Genomic DNA, 24,723 nt, shown 5'->3' with positions numbered 1-24,723 from the left:
CCGCAGGTCGGGGCGATGTTTTGGCCGTTGCCGGTACGGAACGGGACAGGGGAGCGCGACATCATGACCGAAGGTTCGGCGACGGTGGTGGTGATCGGGGGCGGGCAGTCGGGGCTGTCGGCGGCCTACCATCTGCGGCGCCGGGGGTTCGTGAGCGCGCTCGCCCCGCATCGGGAAGATCAGCGGACGTACGTCGTTCTGGACGCTGAGCCGGCGCCCGGCGGGGCCTGGCGGCACCGGTGGGAGTCGCTGCGGATGGCGACCGTGAACGGGATCTTCGACCTGCCGGGGCTGCCCAAGCCGCCACTCGACCCGCGGGAACCCAGCCGTACGGCCGTGCCCCGCTACTTCGCCGAGTTCGAGCGCGCCTTCGAGCCGCCGATCCTGCGGCCCGTGCGGGTGACGTCGGTGCACAGCGAGGGCGCCGAGCTGGTGGTCGAGTCGTCGGCGGGGCGCTGGACCAGTCGGGCGATCATCAACGCCACCGGGACGTGGACCAACCCCGTGCGCCCACACTATCCGGGGCAGGAGAGCTTCGCCGGCATCCAGTTGCACACGTACGACTACGTGTCCGCCGAGCAGCTCGCGGGCAAGCGTGTAGCGGTCGTCGGCGGTGGCATCTCGGCCCTGCAACTGCTCGAGGAGATCTCGCGCAGCGCGAAGACGTTCTGGTACACGCGCCGCGAACCGGTCTTCCGCGAGGACGGCTTCGAGCCGGAGGGCGCGGGACGCGAGATCATCGCGAAGGTCGTCGAGGACGTCGAGGCCGGCCGGCCCACGGGCAGCGTCGTGTCGTACACCGATCTGGCCTGGACCCCCTACGCCGTGGCCGCGCGCGACCGCGGCGCCCTGGTCCGCCGCCCGATGTTCACGGCCATCGAGCCCTATGGCGTACGGGAATCCGACGGCTCGTTCACCTCGGTGGACGCGATCCTGTGGGCGACGGGTTTCAAGGCCGCCCTGTCCCACCTGGACCCGCTGCACCTGCGCAACGCGGCCGGCGGTATCCGGCTGATCGGCACCCAGGTCGCCGGCGACCCGCGCGTGCACCTGATCGGCTTCGGCCCGTCCCAGTCCACGGTCGGCTCCAATCGGGCCGGCCGCGACGCCGTCAACGCGCTGGTCAAGCACCTCGACCTGGTCGCAGCGGCCCGTTAGGGGTCAGGCCATCCTGAGCGCCGGGCCGTTCCCGGCGGGCCAGGCCCGGGGCGCCGGGGTCACCTCGGCCACCTTCACCGGCGGCACGGTGGTGTCGATGACGAAGTAGCAATACGCCGAGGTCGGGCTGTTGATGCTGTACGGGGCCGGATCGATGGCGTAGACGCGGAACGCGTATCGCTGCCCACTGGCCAGGGCCGAGACCCGCGGGCTCGTGGCGCGGGTGTTCGCCGTGGTCGACGTCGCCACGGGCGGGGTCCGCGATCCCGAAGACGACGTTCGAGGCGCCCTTGGCCGCGAGGCCGTTGACGACCGAGGTCACGGCGTCGGTGAAGAAGTTGACGGTCATGTCGGGCTGAGGTGCGTCGGAGCAGCCGGCGCCCTCGTTGGCGTTCGACGAGACCGTGGCCAGGTACTTGACCAGCGACGTGCTGTACGAGGCGCGTGGGGTGGCGATCGAACCGGCCTGGTAGAGGCTGTTCGGGGTCTTGTCGCAGGACCAGGTGTGGTCCACCTTCATCTGAACGTAGGCGTCCTCGATGTGATAGCCCTTGAGCGCCGAGATCGGGAAGTCGAAGAACGACCGGTAGACACGCCCGTCGGGGTCGGACCCGACTCGGGCTCGTGACACGTCGGTGTTGTTGGAGTTGTTGTGGGTGGCGTAGGCCCAGCGGGTCTTGCCGGTGCTCCAGGCCGGGTCGATGTGGACCGGGTATTTCGCGGTGGGGCTGAGCAGGGCCGCGTCGGGCCGCAGGACCAGGTCGCCCGAACTGGTCGTCTCGGCGCGGACGGTGGCGCTCTTGCGGGTTGGCTGCGGCCTGGGCGTTCTTGACGACCAGCACGTGGGTGAAGCCGGTGCGGGTGGCGTGCAGGACCAGGTCGACGCCGGGCAGGACCTCGGCGTAGGTGGCGGCGTCCGCGGCCACGGCCGGCGTCGGGAGTTTGCCGTGCGGCCAGGTGAGGGTGAGCTTCTTGCCGTCCTGCACCAGAGTGGCGGCCGGTCCCGCGCCGCCGGCCGAGAACCGTACGTCGGCCAAGGTCGCCTTGGGGCGAAGGAGCTTGTCCTTGCCCCTCGCCAGCGTGACGTCGATGTCGGCCCAGGCGCCGTCGGCCTGTTTGACCCGCTGGGGCACGGCGGCGGCCTCGTAGCGGATCCGTCCGTTCGGCTGGACGAATACCTGTACGAACTCGGTGCGTTCGGACAGGGCTTCGACCGCTTTGCCGGCCTTCGTGGCCGCCTTGGCCGCGGTGTCGAGGCTCGGCGCGGTCGTCGGCGCGTGTGCCGGAGCCGCCGACACCGGCGTGCCGGTAATGGCCACGGCGAACATCACAGTGCACAGCGCCGCGGCCGCAGCCGCGGGGCGGAAGACTTTTGCCGGGACTCCGCTTAGATGATCTTGGTGGCGGGGTTGACGTAGGCCGCCAGGCGGTCGCGGCCGTGCGGGAGGCCGTAGTCCGAGATCAGCAACCCGACGTTGCCGAACTCGTGGCCGTCCAGGAGCCAGGCCTTGCGGTGGTGCAGCACGGCCTCTACGACCCGCTGCTGCCGGTCGGTGAGGTTGCGGAACGGCGTGCCGGTGGCGACCGGGCCGTCGGGGAAGGCGGCGTTCAAGGCCACGCCGACGGTGGTCAGGGCCGGGTCGCCGGTGACGTGGGCGAGCCGGATCAGGGCCGGTTCGAACAGATCGGCGCCGACCAGCGAAAGCGACAGGAGGGCGTAGCCGCCTAGGTCGCCCGCCAGGTAGGGGATCGTGGGGTCGGACCCGGCGGTGAGCCACTCGAGCAGCCCGTCACCGGCGCCGGGGCCGAGCAGCCGGGCCGAGGCTATCGCGCCGGCCCAGCGCATCAGCGGCCGCTCGTCGGTCAGCGCGCGGGCCGCGATCGGCACTCCGCCGGGCAGGCCGAGCAGGCCGATCGCGACGACCGCGGTCGGGTCGTCCTGCGCGGCCAGGACTTCCAGCGATGCCGTGTCGCCGGGATACCAGCCGAGCAGATAGGCGGCGGACGGCTCGTCGGCGACCAGGTCGCGCAACACCGGCAGCCCGGCGCGGACCGCCTCGTACGCCCGGGTCTCGTCCTCGCCGAGCAGGTCGAGGCGCACGCCGCCGGGCAGCCAGGCCTCGTCGGGGCCGACGGCGATGACGCCGAGCAGGTGCAGCGGCAGCCATCGGTCGGGGGTGGACGGGTCGGCGACGAGGTCGAGCAGGAGCGGGACCGCGGCGGCGCTGGCCGAGTAGCGGTTGCCCTGGTGGACGATGCTGGCCCACAGCTCACCGAACGCGTCGTGACGTTCCTGCTCGTCGGGCGAGCTCAACGCGGCGAGGTTGCCGGGCACGTCCTCGGCCGGACCGTAGGCGTGGCGCAGCGCGGACCAGTCGACCATCGCGCCATCATGCCGTGGCCTCCGCGTCCGTGCCAGGCGCCCCCGCGAGCACGATCGTGCTCGCGACGACCACGGCCAGCGCGATGATCGCCGCCGGGGCCCAGCCGGACCGGATCTCGTCGCCCAACAGCGGGATCGCGACGGCGGCCGGCACGACGACCTCGACCGACCACGTCAGCGCCGTCACCGACGCGACCGAGCCGTGCTGCAGGGCCGCCGCGTAGGCGATCGTGCCGGCGACGCCGCTGGCCACGACGACCCAGAGCAGCGGTTCGGTGAGGGTCGCGACCAGGGGCGTACGCACGGAAACGCCCCTGGCGGCGAGAGCGGTCATCGAATAGGCCAGCCCGGCGAGAACCCCCAGCACGATCGGCCCGGCCCGCTCGGCCAGCAGCACGGCCGTGCCGGTCAGGGCGACGACCACGAACCCGGCGACCGTCAGCAGCGTCTCGGTGCCGACCGAGATGGCGGGCGCGGGCTGCTCCTGACCGCAGAACGCCAGCACGGCCAAGGCGCCGATCAGCACGACGATGGCGGCGAGGTCGCGGCGACGGGGCCGGATGTGCAGGACCCCGGCGGCCAGCAGCACGGTCAGCGCGAGAGAGCCGGCCAGCACCGACTGTACGACGTAGACCGGCAGGCCGCGCAACGCGAGCAGGGACAGCACCCAGGCGGCACCGTCGGCGGTCAGCCCGGCGAGATAGGCAGGCTTCAATGCCAGCGAACCCAGGCTGCCGGCTCGGCGGGCCGCCGCGGCCTGCAGGACGGACCCGATCGCATAGAAGGCGGCCGCCGCCACCGCGAAGGCGAGGTTCACGAGGTCGGGGCGGGGCGGCGCAGGACCCGGCCGATGCCGGGCAGCTCGGTGACCCCTTCCGCGTCGGCGATGGCCAGGCTCTGCGCGGCGGCCGAGTCGAGGGCGTCGAGGATGACGTAGCGGGCGCGCCACTCGGGGTCGTACTTGGCGTTGAACTTCCACAGCGACTCGATCTGCGCCTTGCTGGACAGGGCGTGCAGGGCGCGGCGGCTGAGCTCGGCGAGCCGGCCGGAGCGTTCCCCGGCGACGATCTCGCGCATCACGGCGAAGTTCAGGCCCAGCCCGCGCATGCCCTCGGCGGCCAGATGCGCGGCGGTCGAGACGATGAGGAAGTCGGTGAGACCGTTGGGCACGTCGGCGGCGGTGCTGCGGCGCATCACGTCGAGCGAGAAGCCGTCGATGTCGGCGGCCGGCACCCACTGGATGAACCCGGCGGGCCGCCCGTCGGCGAACCGGGCCACCGACAGCAGCAGCCCCGTGTCCTCCCGGTCGAACAGCCGCGACAGCGTCATCGAATAGCCGCGCTCGACCGCCCCCTGCCGGCTCTCGCCCGAGATGGCCAGCAGGTCGCGGGTCTCCTCGGACGTCATCGCCGACGGGTCGTGGAACGTCACCTCGATGCCGGCCTTGCCGACCCGGTTGACCGCCCCGCGCAGCGTCTTCATCTTCGCGCCCTTGAGCGAGAAACCCGGGCAGTCGAGGATCGCCTCGTCGCCGAGGTAGACCGGGTGCAGCCGGGCCGCCTCGTAGAGCGGCAGCCACGCCTCACGCGCGCCGACCACCGCCACCGCCCAGCCGTGCTCCTCGACGAACTCCAGGAACGCCGAGAGCAGCGCGCCCCGGTGCGCCGGTGGACCGATCGGATCGGGCGAGACCAGGCAGATTCCCCCGCGTACGCTGTACGCCACCACGCCGTCGCCGGCGAAGAAGTAGTCCTTGTCGTCGCGCAGCGCGAAATAGTCCAGCGTGTCCCCGCCGTACTCGGAAACGATCTTTCTCGCCCGCTCGCGGGCCGCCTCGTGAGCCGGGCCGGTCAGCCGCGGCGCCGTGCGGGGGCTGAACATCGCCCACAGCACCAGCACGATCAGGCACAGCCCGAGGGTCAGCAGCGCCGGGGTGACCAGCGGGGCCAGCGCTCCGCCGTGCCCGCCTCGGACGCGGTCGAGCGGGAGGTCCCGTACGCCGAAAAGCCGTTGGACGACGGCCATCAGCGTCTCGCGGGGGTGCCGCCACGTGCCGACCAGGATGATGAAACCGGCGCTGACCACGATTGCCGCGAGCGCGCCGCCGCCCAGCAGGAGCAGCACCCGCCGATTGCTCGCCCTCGTCGCGCGTACGGGGAAGGCGTCGCGTTTGAGCACCAGCCAGACGGCGAGCACCAGGTTGAGCGCGGCCTCGAACAGGTCGGCCCCTTTGAGCAGGTGCAACGCGACCGAGAGCAGCAGCAGGCCGATGGTGACCGTCCAGGCCGTTCGCACGCCGAGGCGCAGCCCCCGCGCCAGCAGCAGCAACGCCACCGAGACGGGGATGAGCACGGTCTGCGCGCCGAGCGGCACGGCCAGCGGGAGCACGTCGAGCACCGGGTCGAGCCGGCCCCGCAACGGGGGCGCGAGCGCCGAGAGGATGCCGACCACGGCGAGGATCACCACCGCGCCGGACGCGACTCGGCGGGTGCGGTCCCGGCGCATCCGGCCGGCAAGACTGGGCGCCGTCACATGTCGGAGCTTAGGGCGCGCGAGCGGATCCCGAGAGCAAGAGTGTCCATCCGTACACCTCACGCCTCGGCCGCACGCATGGCGCCGTGCCGCTGCGCGCGCATGCCGGCCACGACGGTGCCCACGAGAATGATCGTCACGAGGATCACGGCGACGACCGGCTCGAGGAACTCGGCGAAACCGAGCCCGCCGACCAGGGGGATGACGGCGGTCGGCCACGGCCAGGCGGCGCGCCACCGTCCCGAGGTGCCCCACATGACGACGGCCAGGCCCAGCAGATAGAGAGCCGCACCGCCGTGCAGCGCCCACCGGCCCGAGTCGTCCAGCCCACCGGCCGGGTGCACCACGAACTGCTCGATGCCGACCGCGGCGATGGCCAGACCGACGATCAACGGCAGATGACCGTAGATGTACGCATCGGCGACGCCGCTCTCCTGGTCGTCCCCCTCGCGTACGAGTTCTTTCTTGCCGGCCGCCCCGCCCAGGTCGAAGTAGATCCACCACAGGGCCGCGACGGCGGCGAAGGCGACCGCGCCGGCCACCACGGAGGCGGCGATCCAGTGCTGCTCGTGCACGCCGACCGCGATCGAGCGCACCGACTCACCCAGCACGAGGATCACGAACAGGGCGAACCGTTCGGGCAGGTGGTCGAGGTGCAGCGGGGTGTTGTCGCCGAGCCGGGTCGCCAGGATCGGGGCGACCGCCTCGACCAGGATGCCGGCGCCCCACAGCAGATAGCGGGGCAGACCGTGCACGGGCAGCGAGGCGGCGAAGAACACCGTCGCGGCGCCTGCCCCGCCCATGTAGATCGCGATCGTGTGCCGGGCGTCGGGCACGTGCCGCCACGCCCGCGCGTACAGGAGCAGCAGCAGGACGCGGGTCACCAGATAGCAGGCGGCGAACTGGGTGCCCTCGCTGCCGGCCGCGCCCTGGGCCGAGGCGGCCATGCCGACGACCGCACCGGCGGCGGCCAGCTTGGCCAGCCGGTAGATGACGTCGTTGGTGTCGAACCGGTTCGCGTAGAGGGTGGTCGTCACCCACGACCACCAGGTGATCAGGATGAGCCCGGCGAACGTGGCGGCGCCGCCGACGTTCAGGTGGGCGGCGAAGGAGCGGGCGAGCTGGTCGACCACCAGCACGTAGGCGAGGTCGAAGAACAGCTCCAGCCGGGACGCCCCGCGCTCCTGTTCGGTGCGCAGGCGCGGTGGTCGGATCAGCGGCGCGGGCCGGTCGTCGGTCGTCGTCACGGGCCGGGAGTTCCCGCAACGAACCGTTTCTATGCGAACGGGCCGCCCTCTGGTGGAGAGCGGCCCGTCGATCAGCTAGCTGATTCAGTTAGCTGATTCAGTGGTTGTTGCGGTGCCAGAACTTCCAGCCGCCGCGGTAGTCGCCACCGTGGTAGCTGCCGTACCAGCCGTCGTACCAGTTGTCGTTGTCCCAGCGGCTGTTGAAGTCATCGACCGTGAGCTTGACCGCGCCACGGAACGGGCCACGGTGCACCCGGTCGCAGTCGTAGTCGTCCCAGCGGTCGCGGATTTCACCGATGCGACCGACCCGCTCGCACGCGCGGAACGAGCGGAAGTAGCCGACCGTCTCGTCGTCGTCGAAGTCGTAGTAGCTGCCGGTCGCGCTCTGGGAGGTGACCTGCGGCGTGGCGGGCGCGGCCTGAGCCGGGCCCACCCCGATCGCGACGGCGGTGCCGAGGCTGAGGCCGGCCACCGCGAGAAGACGAGCAACGCGATTCATTTCTTTCCCCTTTCAGCATGACGTCTTGCAGAATGAGAAAAACATCCTGTTCGTCCCGATGCGGGGTTTTCGGATTCGGCTCACCCGTTAGTGGATCAAAGCCGTACGGGATGATGGGTTTGAACACCGGGCGAGGGGGGAACATGCGGCTGCACGTGGGCTGTGCGATGTGGACGCACAAGGCCTGGCTGGGCAGCGTCGTCGGCCCCGGGCAGGACAAGCTCGAGGCGTACGCGGCCTGGTGCAACGCGGTCGAGGGGAACACGACGTTCTACGCCACGCCGGCTCGCTCGACCGTGGAAGGGTGGGCGCGGCAGACCCCGGAGGACTTCCGGTTCGTTCTCAAACTGCCCCGCGTCGTGACCCATGACCACCGCTTGACCGGCGGCTCCGCCGAGTTGCACACGTTCCTCGACGCGATCGCGCCCCTCGGGCCCCGGGTGCACGCGCTGTGGATCCAGCTCCCCGCCTCGTTCGGCCCGTCCGCTCTTCCCGACTTGTCCGCTTTTCTAGGGAAATTGCCGTCCGAGTACCGCTATGCGGTTGAGGTGCGCCACCCTGACTTCGCTGCCGACCTCGACCGGGTTCTGCTGGCCGCGGGCGCCGAGCGCGTTCCCTTCGACACGAGCGTCATGTTCGCGAGCCCGCCCACCAGCGACGCCGAGCGAGACGCGTGGTCCAAGAAACCCGCCTTCCCGTACGCCCCGTCGCGCTCACCGACCACCCGATCGTCCGCTACCTGGGCCGCGACGACCCCGTACGCACCGTGGCCGGCTGGCAGCGCTGGCTGCCCGTGGTCGCCGGCTGGCTGCGCGAGGGCCGCTCCCCGACGGTCTTCATCCACACGCCGGACAACTCGGACGCGCCCGCGCTGGCCCGCCGCTTCCACGCGGAGGTGGCCGCCCTCGTCCCCGGACTCGAGCCGCTGCCGTCACCCGCACCGCTCACACTCTTCTGAGGTTCTCCTCGTTGACGAGGAGCCGTTCGGCGGTGACCCGCTCCGCACCGCGCGCCCACCGGCGGATCGACGCGACATCCTCCGCGAGCAGCCCGTACCGGCTCTGGACGTCTCGTAGCCGCACCCGCTCCGCGTGTTCGGGTGGCAGGTCGCACGGTGTCGATCCGGGCCCGGGTGCCTTCGCCGTACGCGGCGCCGTCGCCGGTCAGGAGCCCGGCGGCGGTCAGCACGGGGAGGACGTCGCGGATCGTACGCACCGGTGGGACGCTCAGCCCGGCGGCGAGGTCGTCCAGCCGGCGCTGCTCCCTGGCCCGGCGGTCGGTCGGGTGCGGCTGGGGCGGCCAGAACGGGTCGTCGAAGGTGGTGTTCGGGTAGGCCAGATGCGGGTTCTCGGCCTCCTCCTGCGGCGTCGAGCAGTTCGAGGCGGATCACGTGCTCGGCGAGCCCGTCCGTGCGCGCGGCGATCCACCCCGGCCCCGTGCCCGCGAAGGTGCCCGCCGGACGCTCCCCGTCGTCCTGGTCGTCCCAGGTCACGTCCGGGTCCTGCACGACGATCAAGCCGTACTCGGGAAAGTGCCCACCGGTCTCGTACGCCCTCATGACTGCCACCCGGACAGCATGATCGGATCGGTCCAGCACGATCGGGCGGGGGCCGGGCCGGTTCGGCCAAGGTTGACGTCGAAGGAGGCCACATGATCGCGGCGCTCAACCGCCTGGTCGACCTCGTCGAGGAGAGTCTCGGCGACGATCCCGATGTCTCGGTTCTGGCCAAGGCGTACGGGACGACCGAGTACCACCTGCGGCGGATGTTCTCGTCCCTGGCCGGGATGCCGCTGTCGTCCTACGTGCGGCGGCGTCGCATGACGGTCGCCGCCGCCGAGGTGGTACGCGGATCGGAGCTGCTCGACATCGCGGTGCGGCACGGATACGGGTCGGTCGAGGCGTTCGGTCGCGCGTTCCGGCTCGTGCACGGCGTCGCGCCCGCCGACGTGCGCCGCGACGGAGGCCCTCTTCGTGCCCAGCCCCAGCTCAGGTTCCGCCTGACCGTCGAAGGAAGTACCCCTATGGACACCCGTCTCGTTCCCCGGCCGGCGTTCCGGCTCGCCGGCCACGCCTTCCGCGTCCCGCTCGTCCACCACGGCGTCAACCCGCACATCCAGCAGCACATCGCGGCCATCCCGATGGCCGAACACGAACGTCTCAAGGCCCTCGGCGATGGTGACCCGGCCGGCCTCCTGGCAGTCACCGACGGCCCGGACCCCGACGCGGCCGAGGGCACCGACCTGACCTATCTGCATGGCGTCGCCCTGACCGAGGAAACTCCGGTTCCCGACGACCTCGACATCATCGACGTTCCCGCGGGCATGTGGGCGGTGTTCCGCAGCGGCGGCCCCCACCCGCAGTCGTTGCAATCGACGTGGGCCGCCACCGCCACCGACTGGTTTCCCTCGAACCCGTGGCGTCTGCGCCCGGGCCCGTCCCTCGTAGCCGTGCTGACCCACGCGGACGACTTCACGACCGCGACCGCCGACCTGTGGCTGCCGGTCGAGCCCACCTGACCGGACCAGCGCCGCCTCGGGCCTGCTGTCGTGATCGCTTTCAGATGGTGCTTGTAGATCTCCGCGGGTTCCTGAGATTCGAACAGGTGTTCGATAATGGTCCGCATGTTGGCAGACGTGCAGCAGGTGGGTCAGGACGCGGCGAAGCTCGCCGACGACCCCCTGTGGCCGTTGCCCGACAGCGAGATCACCTCCCTGCTCCGGGCAGCGAACAGGCTGGAACAGACCGCCGTCCTCCTGCAGGCCCGTCTGATTCGCGAGGCCTGCGGCCGGGGCCTGCCCATCGCGTCGGGCCACAGGAGCGCCGCGGTGTGGCTGAGCGGCCTGCTGCGCCTAGACCCAGACCCGGCGCGCAAACTCACCAAACTGGCCGCCGCCCTGGCCGATCGTCACGACGTCGAGCGGGCCGTGCTCGCCGGAGAGGTGAACATCGGCCAGGCGGCAGTCATCGCCGCGACCGTCGCCAACATTCCCGCAACCCTGGCCGCATTCGACGATCCGGGCCCGAACGACGCCGGCGGCCCACCCGCCGGCTTCGACGGCCCACCCGCCGGCTTCGACGGCCCACCCGCCGGCTTCGACGGCCCACCCGCCGGCGCCGACGGCCCACCCGCCGACGCCGACGGCCCACCCGCCGACGCCGACGGCCCGTCCGCCGGCACCAGGCATGAGCCGCTCAGCTTGGCCGGCACCAGGCGGATCGCCGAGCAGGCCGAGGCCAAGATGATCGAACTGGCCGCCCAGTTCCCCGCTCACCTGCTGAACAGAGCCGGTGAGCGGATCCTCGCCCACGTGGCCCCCGAGCTGGCCGACCGAGCCGACGAGCTGGCGCTGGAGCGTCAGCAGGCCCGCGCCCACAGAAAGCGGTCCTTCACCCTGGCACTGCCAGTCGACGGCCTGGCGCGTGTGTCGGGCTTGCTCGACGCTGAAGCCGCCGCCATCGTCCAAGCCGCACTGCACCCCCTGTGCCGCCCGATAGCCGGCGACAACCGCCCCATGTCCCAACGGCGCGCCGACGCCCTGGTCGAGATCTGCAACCTCGCCTTGCGCACCGGCGAACTCCCCACCGACGGCGGCGAGCCCCCGCAGCTGACAGTGACCGTCCCCTACGACATCCTCGCCCGCGCCGTGAACTTCGCGTCCGACGGTTTCGACAACCCCTCAGCCCTGCCGGCCAGGCCCACCGGCGCCCGCCATCCCTCAGCCGGCAATCGCGGTAGTACGGCGGCTTCTGGTGCTGGCGCGTCTTCGGGCGGCTGCTGCGGTAGTGCGGCGGCTTCCGGCGCTGACGAGCCGTTAGCCGACACCCGTGGCAGTGCTGCGACCTCCACCGCAGATATACCCACGACTGACGCGCGTTTCACGGTCGCCCCCGACCCTGATCAGCCCGTGACCGACGACGTTGGCGCTGCTGCTGCTGCTACCGCTGCCGGTTTTGGTCGGCCTGCGACCGACGCTGGCCCTGCGGCCGTTTATGCGGGTCGGGCTGCTGCACGAGCCGGCGCTGCCGGAGCGGGTCGGCCTGCGTCCGACGCCGGATCTGCCGTCACCGCCGTTCGCCATTACTTCACCGGCGCCCTCAGCTCCGGTATCACCGACACCGGCATTCGGCTGTCCGCCAGCACCGTGCGCCGATTGGCTTGCGAGGCCCGGATTCTCCCGGCCGTCCTCGGAGGTCACAGCCAAGTCCTCGACCTCGGTCGCAGCCGACGACTCGCCCGCGGAGCTCTGCGGCGCGCGCTTCACATCAGAGACCGCGGCTGTGCCTTCCCTGACTGCGATCGGCCTCCACGATGGACAGACGTGCATCATCTAGTTTCGTGGATCAACGGTGGCCTCACATGCCTGGACAATACGGTCCTGCTGTGCCGCGCTCATCATCGCCTGATCCACCACCCGACCGCCGGCTGGCAAGTCCGTCTCGGCGCTGACGGACATCCCGTATTCATCCCGCCGTCATCGATCGATCCCCTTCGACGCCCGCTCCGCAACCTCTACCACCGACACGCTCAGCCGCTGCTCGGCAGCGCCGAGCGTCCGTAGCCGCTGCTCGGCAGCGACCACCAGCGTCCGTAGCCGCTGGTCGGCAGCGACCAGCACCCGCAGCCCTGGTCGGCAGCGACCAGCGCTCGTAGCGGGACGTTCTCGTAGGCATCGTCCAGGGCGAGCGGCTCGTTGTCGTCGGGCGGCGGGCTGGACGTGGCCTCCTGGGGCGGGTCCGCCGGCGCGATCGTCAGTTCCTGACGCGTGCGTCGGCGAGGGCGAGCCGTGGAGCGGCGCCGGTGACTGCGGCGGGGGGAATCTTCGCTTTATGGTGGGCGGATGGCATCGGTCAAGCAGTTTCAGGTCACGTTCGACTGCGCGGAACCGCAGCGGGTGGGGCGGTTCTGGTGCGAGGTGCTGGGGTATGTGCCGCCGGCGCCCCAGGGTTTCGACTCGTGGGACGACTATGAGCGCTCGCGGCCGGCGGAGAAGCAGGAATCGGATTTCGCGGCGGTTGATCCCACCGGGGCCGGACCTCGGTTGTACTTCCAGCGCGTTCCCGAAGGCAAGGTCGTGAAGAACCGGCTGCACCTCGACGTGCGGGTCGGCACCGGGCTCGTGGGTGACGAGCGGGTCGCGGCGCTCGAGGCGGAATGCGCGCGACTGATCACACTTGGCGCGACCCGCGTACGGCTGCTGCTCGCCGACGACGAGAACGAGTCCTGCCTCGTCATGCATGACATCGAAGGCAACGAGTTCTGCCTCGACTGAACGCCTCCGGCGAGGGGTGTCCCTGAGTCGTGATCGCCCCGGCCGGCTGACCTTCGCCGTCGGTCCGGGGCGACGAGTTGTCAGTCGGGAGTGTCGGTCCGGTCGGGGTTGGACTCGCGGCGGCGGAGGTCGTCCTCGCGGCGACGCAGGTCGGCTTCCCATCGCTGCATGAGGTGCTGGTCCTCGGAGCGGGAGGCGGCCAGCCCGCGGAGGAACTCGGGATCGTCGTCCGGGGCGAGCGGGCCTGTGCGGGTGGGTCGCTCGTTCTCGGGGAAGCCGGAACCGGGGCGCCACGTGGTGCCGTTGCTGAGGCGAACGGGCCGCGGAGGGCGGCCGGCGACGAACCAGGCGATCGCGCCGATCGGGGAGAACAGCAGGATCAGCAGGACCCATACGCCCCGGGGCAGGGCTCGGACAGCGAAGTCCTCGGTCGAAAGGCAGTCGATCAGGGCTATGACGATCAGCGCGAGGTCGACAAGCGCGAGAAGCGAGTAGAAGCGGATCACGCGGAGATGATGCCAAAGCCTCATCGATGCCGCCGCCCCGATCGGGGATCGTTCTGGTCCCGTCGAGGTGAGGGGTCAGCGGGTAGGGGAGGCAAGCCCGCGTTGAGGCACGCTCGCGCCACGCGGCGGTGGTCCCGGTTGCGGTTGTGGGCGCGGGCTGAGCGGTCGGGAAGTCAGTAGGGCCGGGGACGGGTCGTCATTCTTGACCCGAACAGGTCACTCGACTCGACGCGACTGCGGGGTGGCGGATGAGAGGAAGGGCTTACGTCGTCAGGTAGGCGATCAGGCGGGTGGCCAGCTCGGTGGGGTGGCTGAGGGCGGCTGAGTGGCCGCCGCCGATTTCGTCGGGGACAGTTCTCAGGCGGTCGGCGGCCACACGGCGTTGGAACGCGGGGGAGAAGAACTGGTCGTCGCGGGCCAGGAGGACCCTTGTCGGCACGTCGGGCCAGGCGGTCAGCGGCCAGGGCTCGTTCCACTCGGCGCTGACCTGGTCGCGCGTGTGGGCGGCGGCCTCGGCGACGATCGCGGGCGGGACGCCGTTGTAGAACTGCTGTTCCTCGGTCAGGCCCTTGGTGGCCTGGTAGCCGGTGTTGGACCACCAGTCGCCAGGGCTCTCGGCGGGTTTCGGGATCATCGGGGTGAGCAGGACGAGCAGGCGGACCGGCAGGTCGGCGGCGATCAACGGGGCTGTGAAGGCGCCGTACGAATGGCCGACGACCACGAGGTCGCGGCGGTCGCCGATGGCGGTGACCACGGTTGCGCGGAACTCGGTGAAGCCGGCCGTGCTGTCTTCGATCGGCAGCTCGGGCACGACCACGTCGTGACCGCGGGCGGCCAGCTCGGGGGTCAGCAGGTGCCAGTCCCAGGCGCTGCCCCCGCCGCCGTGGATCAGAACGAAAGTCGCCATACCCAACACTCACACAGGGGTACGACAGAATCGCGTGCCGTGCGTCGACGGGAGCCGAGCGGGGCACATCGTCGGGAGCCGAGCGGGGCAAAGAAGCGGGGCGACAGGGTAGGGCGGCGGGCGGGGGAGGACATGGGGATGAGCGAGGCGGACCTGGGCCGTGGGATCGCTGAGCTGACAAGGCGGGAGGCCCGTTTCGCGGCTGTTGTGCGGCGGCACGGACGGCCGCCGACGTGGGCGCGGCCGCCGGGGTTCGCGTCGCTGGTGCACATCATGTTGGAGCAGCAGGTTTCGCTGGCGTCGGCGCGGGCCACGTTCGAGCGCCTCAAGGTGCTCGCCGAACCGCTGACCGCGAAGAATTTTCTCGCGCTGGACGACGTACAGCTGCGGGCCGCGGGGTTCAGTGGGCAGAAAGCGCGGTATGTCCGTGCGCTGGCCGGCGCGGTGGAGAGTGGCGAGCTCGTGCTGGCGGCGCTGCCTGAGCTCGACGACGACGGCGTGGACGCTGCCCTTCGTACGGTGGTGGGGGTTGGGCCCTGGACGGCGGCGATCTATCGGCTCTCGGCGATGGGTCGGCCCGATGCTTGGCCCGCCGGGGACCTGGCTGTCGCCGCGGGCATCGCCGAACTGTGGCAATTGCCTCGCTTGCCTACGCCGGCCGAGACGGTTCTGCGGGCTGAGGCGTGGCGGCCCTGGCGTGCGGTCGCTGCTCGGCTGCTCTGGCAGCAGTATCTGGCCACTCGGGCAAAGGGCGCCCGCCCCGCGAAGCTGTGAGACGATCGCTGGGGCTACGTCATCTTCTTCGTGCTGGGGGGCCGAAGTGGCTGCTGACCAGGTGCTCCGCTTCACCAACGTGAACGTGTTCGACAGTGTCGCGGGCGAGGTCGGCGGCCCGTACGACGTGACCGTCCGCGGTGCGCTGATCGAGTCGGTTGTCCCGGCGGAACCCGGAGGACCGCAGGGCATCGACGGCAGCGGGAAGACGCTGATGCCGGGCCTGATCGACGCGCACTGGCACGCGGCGTTCACGACGATTCCGGCGGCGGTCGCGGCGATGGGCGAGGCCGGTTACGTGTTCGCGCAGGCGGTCGTCAGCGCGCGGGACACGGTGCTGCGAGGCTTCACCACCGTGCGTGACCTGGGTGGGCCGTCGGCGGGCATCAAGCAGGCCATCGATCAGGGGTCGATCCTGGGGCCGCGCATCTATCCCTCGGGTGCGTTCCTGTCGCAGACCGGTGGGCACGGTGACTTCCGCATGCCCAACGAGATTCCGCGCGGGGTCGCCGGGCATCTCAGCTACAGCGAGCTCATCGGGGCCGCCGTGATCGCCGATGGTGAGGCCGAGGTGTTGCGCGGCGCCCGCGAGGTGCTGCGGCGCGGCGCGTCCCAGCTCAAGATGATGGCGGGCGGTGGGGTCGCCTCCGACTACGACCCGCTCGATGTCACGCAGTACACCGAGCGGGAGCTGCGTGCCGGTGTCGAGACGGCCGAGAACTGGGGCACCTACGTCACCGTCCACGCTTACACTCCGCGGGCGGTACGGACCGCGATCGCCGCCGGGGTCCGCTGCATCGAGCACGGGCAGTTGCTCGACGAGGCCACGGTCGCGTTGATGGCCGAGACCGGCACGTGGTGGTGCCTGCAGCCGTTCCTCGACGACGAGGACTCCCCGCCGCTGGCGCCGGCCAACCGCGGGAAGTTCCTCGAGATGACCGCCGGCACCGACAACGCGTACCGGCTCGCGATCAAGCACGGCGTACGGGTCGCGTTCGGCACCGACATCCTGTTCGACCCGAAGCTGGCCACCCGGCAGGGTGCTCTGCTGGCGAAGCTGGCCCGCTGGTACAGCCCCGCCGAGATCCTGCGGCAGGCGACCGCCGTCAACGCCGAGCTGCTGGCTCTGTCCGGCCCGCGTAATCCGTACCCGGGCCGGCTCGGTGTCGTCGAGGCGGGCGCGCTGGCCGACCTGATCCTGGTCGACGGCGACCCGGTTGCCGATCTTGGGCTGATCGCCGACCCGGCGGCCGGCTTCACGGCGATCGTCAAGAACGGAGAGCTGGTCAAACCCCCAGGGAGACCCGCGAGCGAGCCGTGACCGAGTCGAAGATGTCGCCCGAGCGCACCGCCGCGGTCGACAGCAGCGATGCCGTGATCCCGTGCGGTTGCTCGGTGCCGCCCTGCGGGTAGACGCCCGCGGACATGCCGGGATCCGTACGGATGCGGTAGTCACGCTCGACCAGGGCCCGCCCGAACTCGTCGCGGGCGTACCTGCCGCTCGACTCCGAACAGTTCATGCCTGAAGACAACAGCGGCCACCAACTCTTCTGGGCCCACCGACCCGAGGATGATGTTGCGCTAGCTTCCTCAGGCGGCCGCGGCCAAGGCGTCGGCGAGGTGGTTGAGGGCGGCGGTGAATTCGGCGGGTGGAAGGTGGCCGAAGCCGAGGCGGAAGACGCGGTCGTCTTCGCCGAACCAAGAGCCAGGGGCTACCCGGGTGTCGCGTTCGGCGAGACGCGCGTAGAAAGTGGGGACCGCTTCGGCGGGCAGGCGCAGGCAGCACAGGGCTCCGCCGTCGGGTGGGACGATCTCGATCGGCTGGGTGCGGGTCCAGGTCAGGAGCTCGTCCAGGGCCGCCCGGAGGCGCCGGGCTCGAGGGATGAGGATTTCGGCTCGGCGGCGCAGCACCTGGGCGGCCAGGAACTCGTCGACGGTGGAGCAGGCGATTGTGGTGCGGAACTTGGCCTCGCGCAGGCGGTCGTAGAGGGCGGCGTCGGTTGTCGTGAGCCAGCCGAGGCGTAGGCCGGGAGCGCCGTGGGCCTTCGAGACGGATGAGCAGGTGACCAGGCGCGGTGACAGCGGCGCGGCCGAGCTCGGGGCCGAAGCATCGCCGTAGGTCGACTCACGGTACGTCTCGTCGAGCAGGACTACCGCGTCCGGGGCGCGTGAATCCACCGCCGCGAGCAGCGCGAGCAGTTCCTCGTCGGTGAAGCGGACGCCGGACGGGTTCTGGGGCGAGGCCAGCGACACCAGGCGGGTGCGCGGGCCGAGCGCCGCCGCCACAGCCTCCAGCGGCAGCCGATATCCCTCGTCGAACGACAACGGCACCACGTCGACCTGCGCGCCCAGCCCGGCCGGGACCGCGCGGGCCGGCGGGAAGCACGGCGTCGCCAGCACAACCCGGTCGCCGGGGGTGCAGGTCACGTGGGCCAGCAGGAACATCGCCTCGACCGCGCCGACCGTGAGCAGCACCTGTGAAGCGTCCACGCCGCTGGCGGCCGCGACCAACCCCCGCAGCTCGGCGTCGCCGCGGGACGTGCCGTACCCGAGCGGAACTGCCGCAAGGGTCGCAGGGGAGGCCAGGTCGCCGAGGTTCAACGGCGGCGACGTGCTCTCGGCGAGGTCGAAGCGGACCGGCACGTCGATCAGGTCGCTCATGGAGGTCATGCCCTCCATCGTCGCCGACGGCGCCGGAGTCAAGCGAACATTTCGGGCGATACGCGGAAGCAGCTCAGCGCGGCTGCGAACCAACGGGCAAACCGGGGGCAGTCGGAGGTTCATCGGTTTCTTTCGATAGCTTGCAAGATCGGCCATCCGGCGGACGGGCGAACTGCGCCGGGCATTCACGTGACGACCGGAACGTACGCGTTCATGACCGCCATCAAGCGCCGCGTCTTCGTCCTAGGTGGACTGGCCACGGCCGGAGCCCTCGCCCTCCCGACCAACGCCCGAGCCGCGACCCCGTACCCGTTCAAGCTCGCTGTCGCCTCCGGCGAGCCGGACTCGAGCAGCGTTGTGCTCTGGACCCGCCTCGCTCCGACCCCGCTCAACGCCGACGGGCAGGGCGGCATGCCCAACGCCGATGTCGCCGTCGAGTGGCAGGTCTCGACCACCGACACCTTCGCCACGCTGACCGCGAGCGGGACCGTCACGGCCCGCAACGCCGACGCGCACTCGGTGCACGTCGTGGCCGGAGGGCTCGCGGCCGACGCCGACTACTTCTACCGTTTTCGCGCGCAGGGCCACATCTCCGCCGTGGGCCGCACCCGCACCGCGCCGGTGACCGGCACCTTCGGTCGTACGCTGAAGATGGCCTTTGCCTCTTGCGCGCACTACGAGTCCGGATACTTCACCGCCTACCGCCGGATCGCCGATGACCGCCCCGACCTGATCCTGCACCTGGGCGACTACCTTTACGAGGACGCGACCACCACCGGCTCGGTCCGCGAGCACGTCGGCGCCGAGATCGTGTCGCTGGCCGACTACCGCCGACGCTATGCGCAGTACAAGAGCGACCCCGATCTGCAGGCCGCGCACGCGGTCGCGCCGTGGCTCGTCGTACCGGACGATCACGAGGTCGAGAACAACTACGCGAACATGGTCCGGGCCGACAGCAGTCCGGCGCTGACGACTGCACAGTGGACGGCACGGCGTACGGCCGCCTATCGCGCCTATTACGAGAACATGCCGCTGCGTCCGGCCGCGGCCCCGACCGGCAACAGCATCCCGCTCTACCGGCGTGTCCGCTGGGGTCAGCTGGCCACGTTCCACATGCTTGACACCCGCCAGTTCCGCGACGACCAGGCCTGCGGAGACGGCTGGAAAGTCTGCGCCGCCGCCGACACCGCCAGCCGTACGCTCACCGGCGCCGCCCAGGAGGCCTGGCTTCTCGACGGCCTGGCCCAGCACTACGGCACCTGGGACATCCTCGGCCAGCAGGTGTTCTTCGCCCGGCAGTACGACGCCTCGGGCGCGGCGAGCATGGACGCGTGGGACGGCTATCGCGCCTCGCGCTCGCGCATCCAGCAGGGGTGGCGCGATCGGAGCGTACGCAACCCGCTCGTGCTCACCGGCGACGTGCACGCGGCATGGGCCAACGACCTCAAGGCCGACTACGCCAACCCCAACTCCGCGACCATCGGCACGGAACTGGTCTGCACGTCGATCGCGTCGGGCGGCAACGGTTCGGCGACCACCACGATCCCGAACGCCGCCACGAACCCGCACCTCAAGTTCTACTCCAACCGCCGCGGCTACGTCCTCACCACGATCACCCCGGCCGAGGTGACCGCCGACTTCCGCTCGATCCCCGTCGTCACCGAGCACGGCGCGGCCGTGTCCACCCTGCGCTCGTTCGTCATCCAGGACGGCGTCCCCGGCCTCGAACTGCTTGACGGCCTCGCCGGTGGGCGGAGCGCACCACCGTCCCGACGTGGCCGTCTCCGCCTCGGGTGACGCCACGATCGTCTGGGAGTCGGGCGACGACATCGGCCTCACCCGGCTGGCCAAGGTGAGCGGCGCGGTGCTGCTGACCCCGCGACTCGCGAACGTGACGACGGCCGGCCAGCAGCGCCGCCCGGCGATCGCGGCCAACTTCAACGGCGACCTGGTCGTGGCGTGGGAGTCCAGCGGGGTGTGGGCGCGGTCCTTCACGACGACCGCGACCGGACGGCACGCCGAGGTGCAGGTCTCGACGACGACGGGCGCGGCCGCCCCGACGGTCGGGCTCGACGATCAGGCGTACGCGGTGGTGGGCTGGACGGTGAGTGGCGTCGACGGCTGGCTGCGCGGGCTCAACCCGGACGGCACGTTCACCGGCCGGCTCGGCGCGCAGACCCTGACCAACACGACGACCGGGCGGCAGGACCAGTTCGCGGTGGCCGTCTCACCGTGGGGCGAGGTGCCGGTCGCCTACACCGACGACAACGACGGCAACCTCTTCGACCAGATCCTGCTCGGCCTCGGCGCCACGAACAGCGCTTAGTCGAGCAACCAGGAGTGCAGACTGCCTCCGTACGGGGTCAGCGCGGTCACGACGACGAGCAACCAGATCGCCGTGACCGCGATGGCCGCTCGGCGCGCTCGCCGGTCGCCCTCCTGCCGGGCGCCGGCGATCGCGGCCAGGCCCAGGATCAACGCGACGAACGCGACCAGGTAGACGAGCATCGCCGCCACCCGGCCCCACCCGAAGATCCACACGAGAGGGTTCCACAACGCGTCCGGCCCGATCGGAGGTATCGACTCCTTCGGGTCGCCGAGCCGCTCGAGACCCGGGTGCAGCAACGCGCCCGGGTCGCCGGCGCGGACGGCCGCCACGGTCAGCAGGCCGATGCTGCCGACGAAACAGACGGCCAGAAGGAACACCTGCACCGTGAGGGCCCTACGGCCGCCGGTCCGCTGGGGTCGCGTCATCGGCGCAACCTACACCGAAACCGGCCAGCATGATGATCGGCGACAGCAGCATGCCGGCCCCCAACGTCAGCAGGGCCGCGCGCAGCCCCCACTGCTCGGCGGCCACCCCGCCGAGCAGAGACCCGAACGGCGCCAGCCCCATCCCGGAGAACGTGATCGTCGCGGCGACCCGCCCCTGCATCCCGTACGGGGTGGCGGCCTGGCGGATCGCCATCACCATGACGTTGACAAGCTGCCCGAACAGTCCGAACGCGAAGTTGACGGCCATCAGCGCGGGCAGGCCGTGCAGAGCGGGAACGAGCAACAGCACGCCGTCGCCCAGGAACGCGGCCCCGACGAGAACCGCTCGGCCGCTCTTCACCCGCGCGGCGAGAAAGGAACCGGCGATCGCGCCCGGGCCCGTCGCCGCCAGGGCCAGGCCGACCTCGGCGCCGCTGAGGTGCAGGCCGCGCGGCAGGAACAGCAGGTAGACGGTCATCGTGGCGGCCAGGAAGAACTGGAAGGCCGCCGAGGCCAGGCAGATCGTACGCAGCACGCGGTGGCGGGCGACGAAGCTCAGCCCTTCGCGCAGGCGGGGACGATCGCCGCGGTGTTTCGGCTCGCGGTGGCGCACGCGGGTCAGGGCGGCACCCGAGATCGCGAAGAACGCGGCCAGGAAAGCGAGCGGGACCGCCGTCGTCGCGATCAGGCCGCCGAGCGCCGGGCCGGCGAGCTGGGCGGCGGAGCGGCTGCCCTCGACGGCGCTGTTGCCCTTCTGGAGCTGGTCGCGCGCGAGGATACGTACGAGAAAGCTCTGATAGGCGACGTCGAAGAACACCGACATCAGCCCGACCGCGAACGTCACGGCCAGCAACGCGGGCAGACTTTCACCGCCGATCAGCACAACGGCGGCGAGGGCGAGTGCACGCCCGGCATCGGCAACGACCATGACGGTACGACCGCGCCACCGGTCGACCAGCACCCCGGCGAACAACGCCAGCAGCAGAGGGGCCTGCCCGACGGCGCGCAGAAACCCGAGTTGCTCGGCCCCGACCCCCAGCGTCAGTACGGCGACCAGTGGCAGAACGGTGAGGCTGGTGTGCTCGCCGAGCTGGGAAGCCGTCTGCGCGGCCCAGAAACGGCGAAAATCAGCATCGCGCCACAGGCTCGGCGCGGAGGAGGAGGCGAACGGCACGCGGACCCCTGGGATCGCAGCGGACAGGGCACACCCGCCGCCCGGTGATGGCGTCGGGTGTGAAGGCTCGCTGTGCCGCACGATTCGGGGCAGCACGCGATGACGGATTCGGAAACGTCAGCGCGTGCGGGAGTGACCGGGCATCCTCAGCTCCTCGGGCGAGTGTTGTTGTCGGCGCCATCGTGGCAGCAGTGTCTCCGGGTGTCGACCGGGTTCAATCAGCCGCCGGCTCTGCGGCGGGCCCGATGGGCGGCGACGGTCGTCCGGCTGGCGCAGGCGTTGGAGCAGAACCGCCGGGTGCGATTACGGGAATCGTCGACGAAGAAGCGTCCGCACGTCGTGGCCTGGCACCGGCCGATCTTCACCGCGGGGTCGCCGCAGATGACGTACGCCAGCGCGGCGGCGCAACTGCGGCCGAGCCAGGCGACGGCATCCTCGCCGTTGTGGGCGAAGTGAATGTGCGGCGAGCCCCTGCCACCGTGGTCGTTGACCTGGATCACCGGTGGATGACGTGCCAGCAGGGTGTTGATGGGGTCGATCGGGCCCCCGCGCGCGGCGGCTCGCACCGCGTCGCCCAGCGCGGGCAGCAGCAACGCGAGTCGCTCGGTGTCGGGTTCGGCGATGCCGTGCTGGCGGAACATCTCGGTCCGCAGGTCACTCGGCGGATCGCCGTTGACGATCTCCACCGCCAACCGGGTCAGATTGCCGATGTAGTCGACGTAATGCACTTGACCACCTACACCTCCGTGGCGCACTGTAGGCGCCATGGCTTTTGATGCTACCTACATCCCGCGTCGTGCATCCGTCGCCACGCGCGTCCTGTGGCGGGCCGGCCAATGGGACGAGGCAGTCGCCACGCTGGCGCCGGACGCCCTCGCCGAACGGGCTGAAATCCTGGTGGATCGTTACTGGTGGCGACTGGACGATGCCGGGGCAGCCGCGGCGGCGATCACGGCGCTGGCTCCCAGCGAGCCGGTGCTGGCCGGGCACTTCGACGCGCAGCTGGCCTACGCGCGGCTGCTGTTCGGTCTGGATCCACTCCCCGACGACGCACAGCGGGCCCGTGACGGCTTCACCGCCGCGGCCGCCGACCCTCGACTGACCGGATGGGCCACGTTCTGGCTCGGCGTGCTCGCCGACAACATCGGCGGGGACCCGGACACGGCGACAGCCGCCTACGGGCAGGCGCTCGCGGAAGCTTGCCGGCGGGGCGACGCATTGCTGGAGTCGTACGCCGTGCGGCACATCGGCGACCATCTGTTGCGGCACGACCGAGAACAGGGAATCATCCAGCTGCGCCGGTCGTACCATCTCCGCGCGTCCCTCGGCGCCCGCCCGCAGACGGCTGCCGCCGCCCGCACGCTCGCCGGGGAACTGGACCCCGGACCGGAGGCAGATCAACTGCGCGAGGCCGCCGATCTCACCGCCCGCGAACTCCGGCTCACCTGGCTGATGCCCGACCACGACGACTGACACGTCAAACCGTGACGCGTCTCGTCTGGGTCACCTGCTTCGGGGAGAAGACCTTGAAGCTGGTGAAGCACCTGGAGCCTTCCGGGTTGTTCATCGAGAAGATGCTCTTCGTAGCCCGCCACTGACTGTGGTGGAACCGGCGGCCTCGAACGACTCGGTCTCCGCGTTGTAGGTCAAACTCGGAGTCGTCAGAAGCGCTTTGATGCCCGAGGCGAGAGACACACTCGCTCCCTCCACTGCCCTTGTAGACCGCTCTCCATGAGCCCGAGGTGCGCGCGACGACGGTCGACTGGAGATCGCCCCGACTGTTGGACCTGTTCGTGCGGATCAGGGTCGGCGCCTTGCCGGTCGGCGCGAACCGAATCTCCACCGGACCAGCGTTTCCGGTGGCGGCGTACCAGGCACGGCCGGTCACCGTGACAGCGGAGTTCTGAAGAGCCGGTTCCGGCGCGGCGTCAATCGTCATTGCGACGGGTGTCTTCACCACCGAGGCCCCGGCTGGTGCTGCCACCGGCCGGAGCCGGCGCTGTTCTCGCCCGAGCCGCGATGTCGGCCAGACCATTGCGCACCCTCCGCAATCCGGCCATCATGTTTCCTAGTCGATTCAGGAGTCGATCAGCCGGTGCACGCGACGCTTTCGAGGAGTCGTTGAGTGCGAGACAGCAGGTTTCGCTCTATTTCAAAATATCGGCGTCCGTCCGTCAGTGCACTCGCGTTTCACGTTTTGGCAGTCCTCTCGCTGGCGGCAGGGTCGTTCGCCGCCGCTCTTTGGGTCTTGATGCGTCTCGTGGGTGGCTCCGCGCCCCTGACCGTGCGCGACCGAACCGACATTCTCAAAATAGCGTTGACGATCGTCGCCGGCATCGGCGGAGTGGTTGCCCTCGTCGTGGCATATCGCCGCCAACGGCTCCACGAGGAAGAGAATCTTCGATCTCGCGAAGCGGCGCGCCGCGATCAGATCAAACTATTCATCGAACGCTTCAGTTCGGCGACCGCGCAACTCGGGAACGAGCACGCGACGGTGAGGATCGCCGGCGTCTACGCGCTGGCCAGCCTGGCCGACGACTGGCAGGAAGAACGACGCACTTGCATCGCGGTGCTGTGCGCCTACTTCCGCATGCCCTATCAGCACCTGTCCAGAAAGGACGGGTGGCGGCCGGGTGAACGTGAGGTTCGTCAAGCCATACTCTCGCTGATCTGTAATCGACTACGGCCGCACGACGGACCTACTTGGGAAGGGCAGGACTTCGACCTCTCGGGTTCCGCACGGCCGTTTCATGATCGATAGTGGCGGTGAGTGACGATGCCCGCGTCGGCGTGTCGGATATGGACGAAGCCCCGTTGAGACCAGGTCTTCTCACAGATCTGGTGCAAACGGAGCTTC

Annotated in this window: 23 protein-coding genes and 1 pseudogene; 11 read left to right on the top strand and 13 right to left on the bottom strand. The window is 70.6% G+C overall.

Going from position 1 to position 24,723, the window contains the following annotated elements:
* Positions 1-63: 63 nt before the first annotated feature.
* Positions 64-1,158 carry an NAD(P)-binding domain-containing protein gene (locus tag EER30_RS40815; RefSeq protein WP_127507213.1) on the top strand — a complete coding sequence of 365 codons (1,095 nt, stop codon included), beginning with the start codon at positions 64-66 and terminating at the stop codon, positions 1,156-1,158.
* On the opposite strand, the gene EER30_RS40810 is transcribed toward EER30_RS40815, so the two are convergent.
* The 6 genes from EER30_RS40810 to EER30_RS40785 form a co-directional block, all read right to left on the bottom strand.
* Positions 1,124-1,789, bottom strand: coding sequence for a hypothetical protein (locus tag EER30_RS40810; protein WP_127507211.1), 666 nt, complete (start codon positions 1,787-1,789; stop codon positions 1,124-1,126). The genes EER30_RS40815 and EER30_RS40810 overlap by 35 nt on opposite strands.
* Positions 1,790-2,545: 756 nt before the next feature.
* A complete protein-coding gene (locus EER30_RS40805; RefSeq protein ID WP_127507209.1) occupies positions 2,546-3,541 on the bottom strand; it encodes a HEAT repeat domain-containing protein in 996 nt (331 codons plus the stop codon).
* A 7-nt stretch (positions 3,542-3,548) separates the two neighbouring features.
* Positions 3,549-4,358 (bottom strand): hypothetical protein, encoded by an 810-nt coding sequence (locus EER30_RS40800; RefSeq protein ID WP_127507208.1) that lies wholly within the window; start codon positions 4,356-4,358, stop codon positions 3,549-3,551.
* Positions 4,355-6,073 (bottom strand): bifunctional lysylphosphatidylglycerol flippase/synthetase MprF, encoded by a 1,719-nt coding sequence (locus EER30_RS40795; RefSeq protein ID WP_127507206.1) that lies wholly within the window; start codon positions 6,071-6,073, stop codon positions 4,355-4,357. The genes EER30_RS40800 and EER30_RS40795 overlap by 4 nt, the downstream gene beginning before the upstream one ends.
* Before the next feature lie 59 nt (positions 6,074-6,132).
* Positions 6,133-7,320: a low temperature requirement protein A gene (locus EER30_RS40790; RefSeq protein WP_164842670.1), complete on the bottom strand. Its 1,188-nt coding sequence runs from the start codon at positions 7,318-7,320 to the stop codon at positions 6,133-6,135.
* Between the two features lie 97 nt (positions 7,321-7,417).
* Positions 7,418-7,819, bottom strand: coding sequence for a hypothetical protein (locus EER30_RS40785; RefSeq protein ID WP_127507202.1), 402 nt, complete (start codon positions 7,817-7,819; stop codon positions 7,418-7,420).
* A gap of 167 nt (positions 7,820-7,986) precedes the next feature.
* On the opposite strand from EER30_RS40785, the pseudogene EER30_RS50120 reads away from it, so the two are divergent.
* The 4 genes and pseudogenes from EER30_RS50120 (at position 7,987) to EER30_RS40760 (ending at position 13,090) form a co-directional block, all read left to right on the top strand.
* Positions 7,987-8,777 (top strand): annotated as a pseudogene (locus EER30_RS50120) (DUF72 domain-containing protein).
* Between the two features lie 692 nt (positions 8,778-9,469).
* Positions 9,470-10,336, top strand: a complete 867-nt coding sequence (locus tag EER30_RS40775) for an AraC family transcriptional regulator (protein ID WP_127507200.1) — start codon at positions 9,470-9,472, stop codon at positions 10,334-10,336.
* Positions 10,337-10,507: 171 nt separating this feature from the next.
* The gene (locus tag EER30_RS50115) at positions 10,508-12,379 is read left to right on the top strand and encodes a DUF222 domain-containing protein (protein WP_432417593.1); all 1,872 of its coding nucleotides are present in this window, start codon (positions 10,508-10,510) and stop codon (positions 12,377-12,379) included.
* Between the two features lie 279 nt (positions 12,380-12,658).
* A complete protein-coding gene (locus EER30_RS40760) occupies positions 12,659-13,090 on the top strand; it encodes a VOC family protein (RefSeq protein WP_127507196.1) in 432 nt (143 codons plus the stop codon).
* An 80-nt stretch (positions 13,091-13,170) separates the two neighbouring features.
* Here EER30_RS40760 and EER30_RS40755 read toward each other — a convergent pair whose 3' ends face one another.
* Positions 13,171-13,596 carry a PLD nuclease N-terminal domain-containing protein gene (locus tag EER30_RS40755; RefSeq protein WP_127507194.1) on the bottom strand — a complete coding sequence of 142 codons (426 nt, stop codon included), beginning with the start codon at positions 13,594-13,596 and terminating at the stop codon, positions 13,171-13,173.
* Between the two features lie 262 nt (positions 13,597-13,858).
* A complete protein-coding gene (locus EER30_RS40750) occupies positions 13,859-14,503 on the bottom strand; it encodes an alpha/beta fold hydrolase (protein ID WP_127507193.1) in 645 nt (214 codons plus the stop codon).
* A gap of 138 nt (positions 14,504-14,641) precedes the next feature.
* Between EER30_RS40750 and EER30_RS40745 the strand changes: the two genes are divergently transcribed.
* Both EER30_RS40745 and EER30_RS40740 read left to right on the top strand, forming a co-directional pair.
* Entirely contained in the window at positions 14,642-15,277 is a 636-nt protein-coding gene (locus EER30_RS40745; RefSeq protein WP_240670623.1) for a DNA-3-methyladenine glycosylase family protein, read from the top strand.
* 46 nt (positions 15,278-15,323) lie between these two features.
* A complete protein-coding gene (locus EER30_RS40740; protein WP_205650640.1) occupies positions 15,324-16,598 on the top strand; it encodes a metal-dependent hydrolase family protein in 1,275 nt (424 codons plus the stop codon).
* Here EER30_RS40740 and EER30_RS40735 read toward each other — a convergent pair.
* Together EER30_RS40735 and EER30_RS40730 are read right to left on the bottom strand one after the other, a co-directional pair.
* On the bottom strand, positions 16,564-16,797 hold the full coding sequence (locus tag EER30_RS40735; RefSeq protein WP_127507189.1) for a hypothetical protein: 234 nt from the start codon (positions 16,795-16,797) through the stop codon (positions 16,564-16,566). The two genes, EER30_RS40740 and EER30_RS40735, sit on opposite strands and share 35 nt — an antisense overlap.
* 70 nt (positions 16,798-16,867) lie before the next feature.
* The gene (locus EER30_RS40730; RefSeq protein WP_240670622.1) at positions 16,868-17,947 is read right to left on the bottom strand and encodes a pyridoxal phosphate-dependent aminotransferase; all 1,080 of its coding nucleotides are present in this window, start codon (positions 17,945-17,947) and stop codon (positions 16,868-16,870) included.
* Positions 17,948-18,151: 204 nt separating this feature from the next.
* On the opposite strand from EER30_RS40730, the gene EER30_RS40725 reads away from it, so the two are divergent.
* Together EER30_RS40725 and EER30_RS40720 are read left to right on the top strand one after the other, a co-directional pair.
* Positions 18,152-19,735, top strand: coding sequence for an alkaline phosphatase D family protein (locus EER30_RS40725; protein ID WP_127507187.1), 1,584 nt, complete (start codon positions 18,152-18,154; stop codon positions 19,733-19,735).
* Positions 19,713-20,264, top strand: a complete 552-nt coding sequence (locus tag EER30_RS40720) for a hypothetical protein (protein WP_127507185.1) — start codon at positions 19,713-19,715, stop codon at positions 20,262-20,264. The genes EER30_RS40725 and EER30_RS40720 overlap by 23 nt, the downstream gene beginning before the upstream one ends.
* Here EER30_RS40720 and EER30_RS40715 read toward each other — a convergent pair.
* The 3 genes from EER30_RS40715 to EER30_RS40705 form a co-directional block, all read right to left on the bottom strand.
* On the bottom strand, positions 20,261-20,692 hold the full coding sequence (locus tag EER30_RS40715) for a hypothetical protein (RefSeq protein WP_127507183.1): 432 nt from the start codon (positions 20,690-20,692) through the stop codon (positions 20,261-20,263). The two genes, EER30_RS40720 and EER30_RS40715, sit on opposite strands and share 4 nt — an antisense overlap.
* The gene (locus tag EER30_RS40710; RefSeq protein WP_240670621.1) at positions 20,661-21,866 is read right to left on the bottom strand and encodes an MFS transporter; all 1,206 of its coding nucleotides are present in this window, start codon (positions 21,864-21,866) and stop codon (positions 20,661-20,663) included. The genes EER30_RS40715 and EER30_RS40710 overlap by 32 nt, the downstream gene beginning before the upstream one ends.
* Before the next feature lie 218 nt (positions 21,867-22,084).
* Positions 22,085-22,594, bottom strand: coding sequence for a CGNR zinc finger domain-containing protein (locus EER30_RS40705; RefSeq protein ID WP_205650639.1), 510 nt, complete (start codon positions 22,592-22,594; stop codon positions 22,085-22,087).
* Between the two features lie 37 nt (positions 22,595-22,631).
* Between EER30_RS40705 and EER30_RS40700 the strand changes: the two genes are divergently transcribed.
* Positions 22,632-23,339 (top strand): hypothetical protein, encoded by a 708-nt coding sequence (locus EER30_RS40700; protein WP_127507181.1) that lies wholly within the window; start codon positions 22,632-22,634, stop codon positions 23,337-23,339.
* A gap of 652 nt (positions 23,340-23,991) precedes the next feature.
* The gene (locus EER30_RS40695) at positions 23,992-24,627 is read left to right on the top strand and encodes a hypothetical protein (RefSeq protein ID WP_127507179.1); all 636 of its coding nucleotides are present in this window, start codon (positions 23,992-23,994) and stop codon (positions 24,625-24,627) included.
* The last annotated feature ends 96 nt before the right edge of the window (positions 24,628-24,723 follow it).

Origin of the sequence: Actinoplanes solisilvae, from assembly GCF_003999975.1 — a bacterium.
GTDB classification, from domain to species: domain Bacteria; phylum Actinomycetota; class Actinomycetes; order Mycobacteriales; family Micromonosporaceae; genus Actinoplanes; species Actinoplanes solisilvae.
This window is presented reverse-complemented; position numbering and strand designations above follow the sequence as displayed.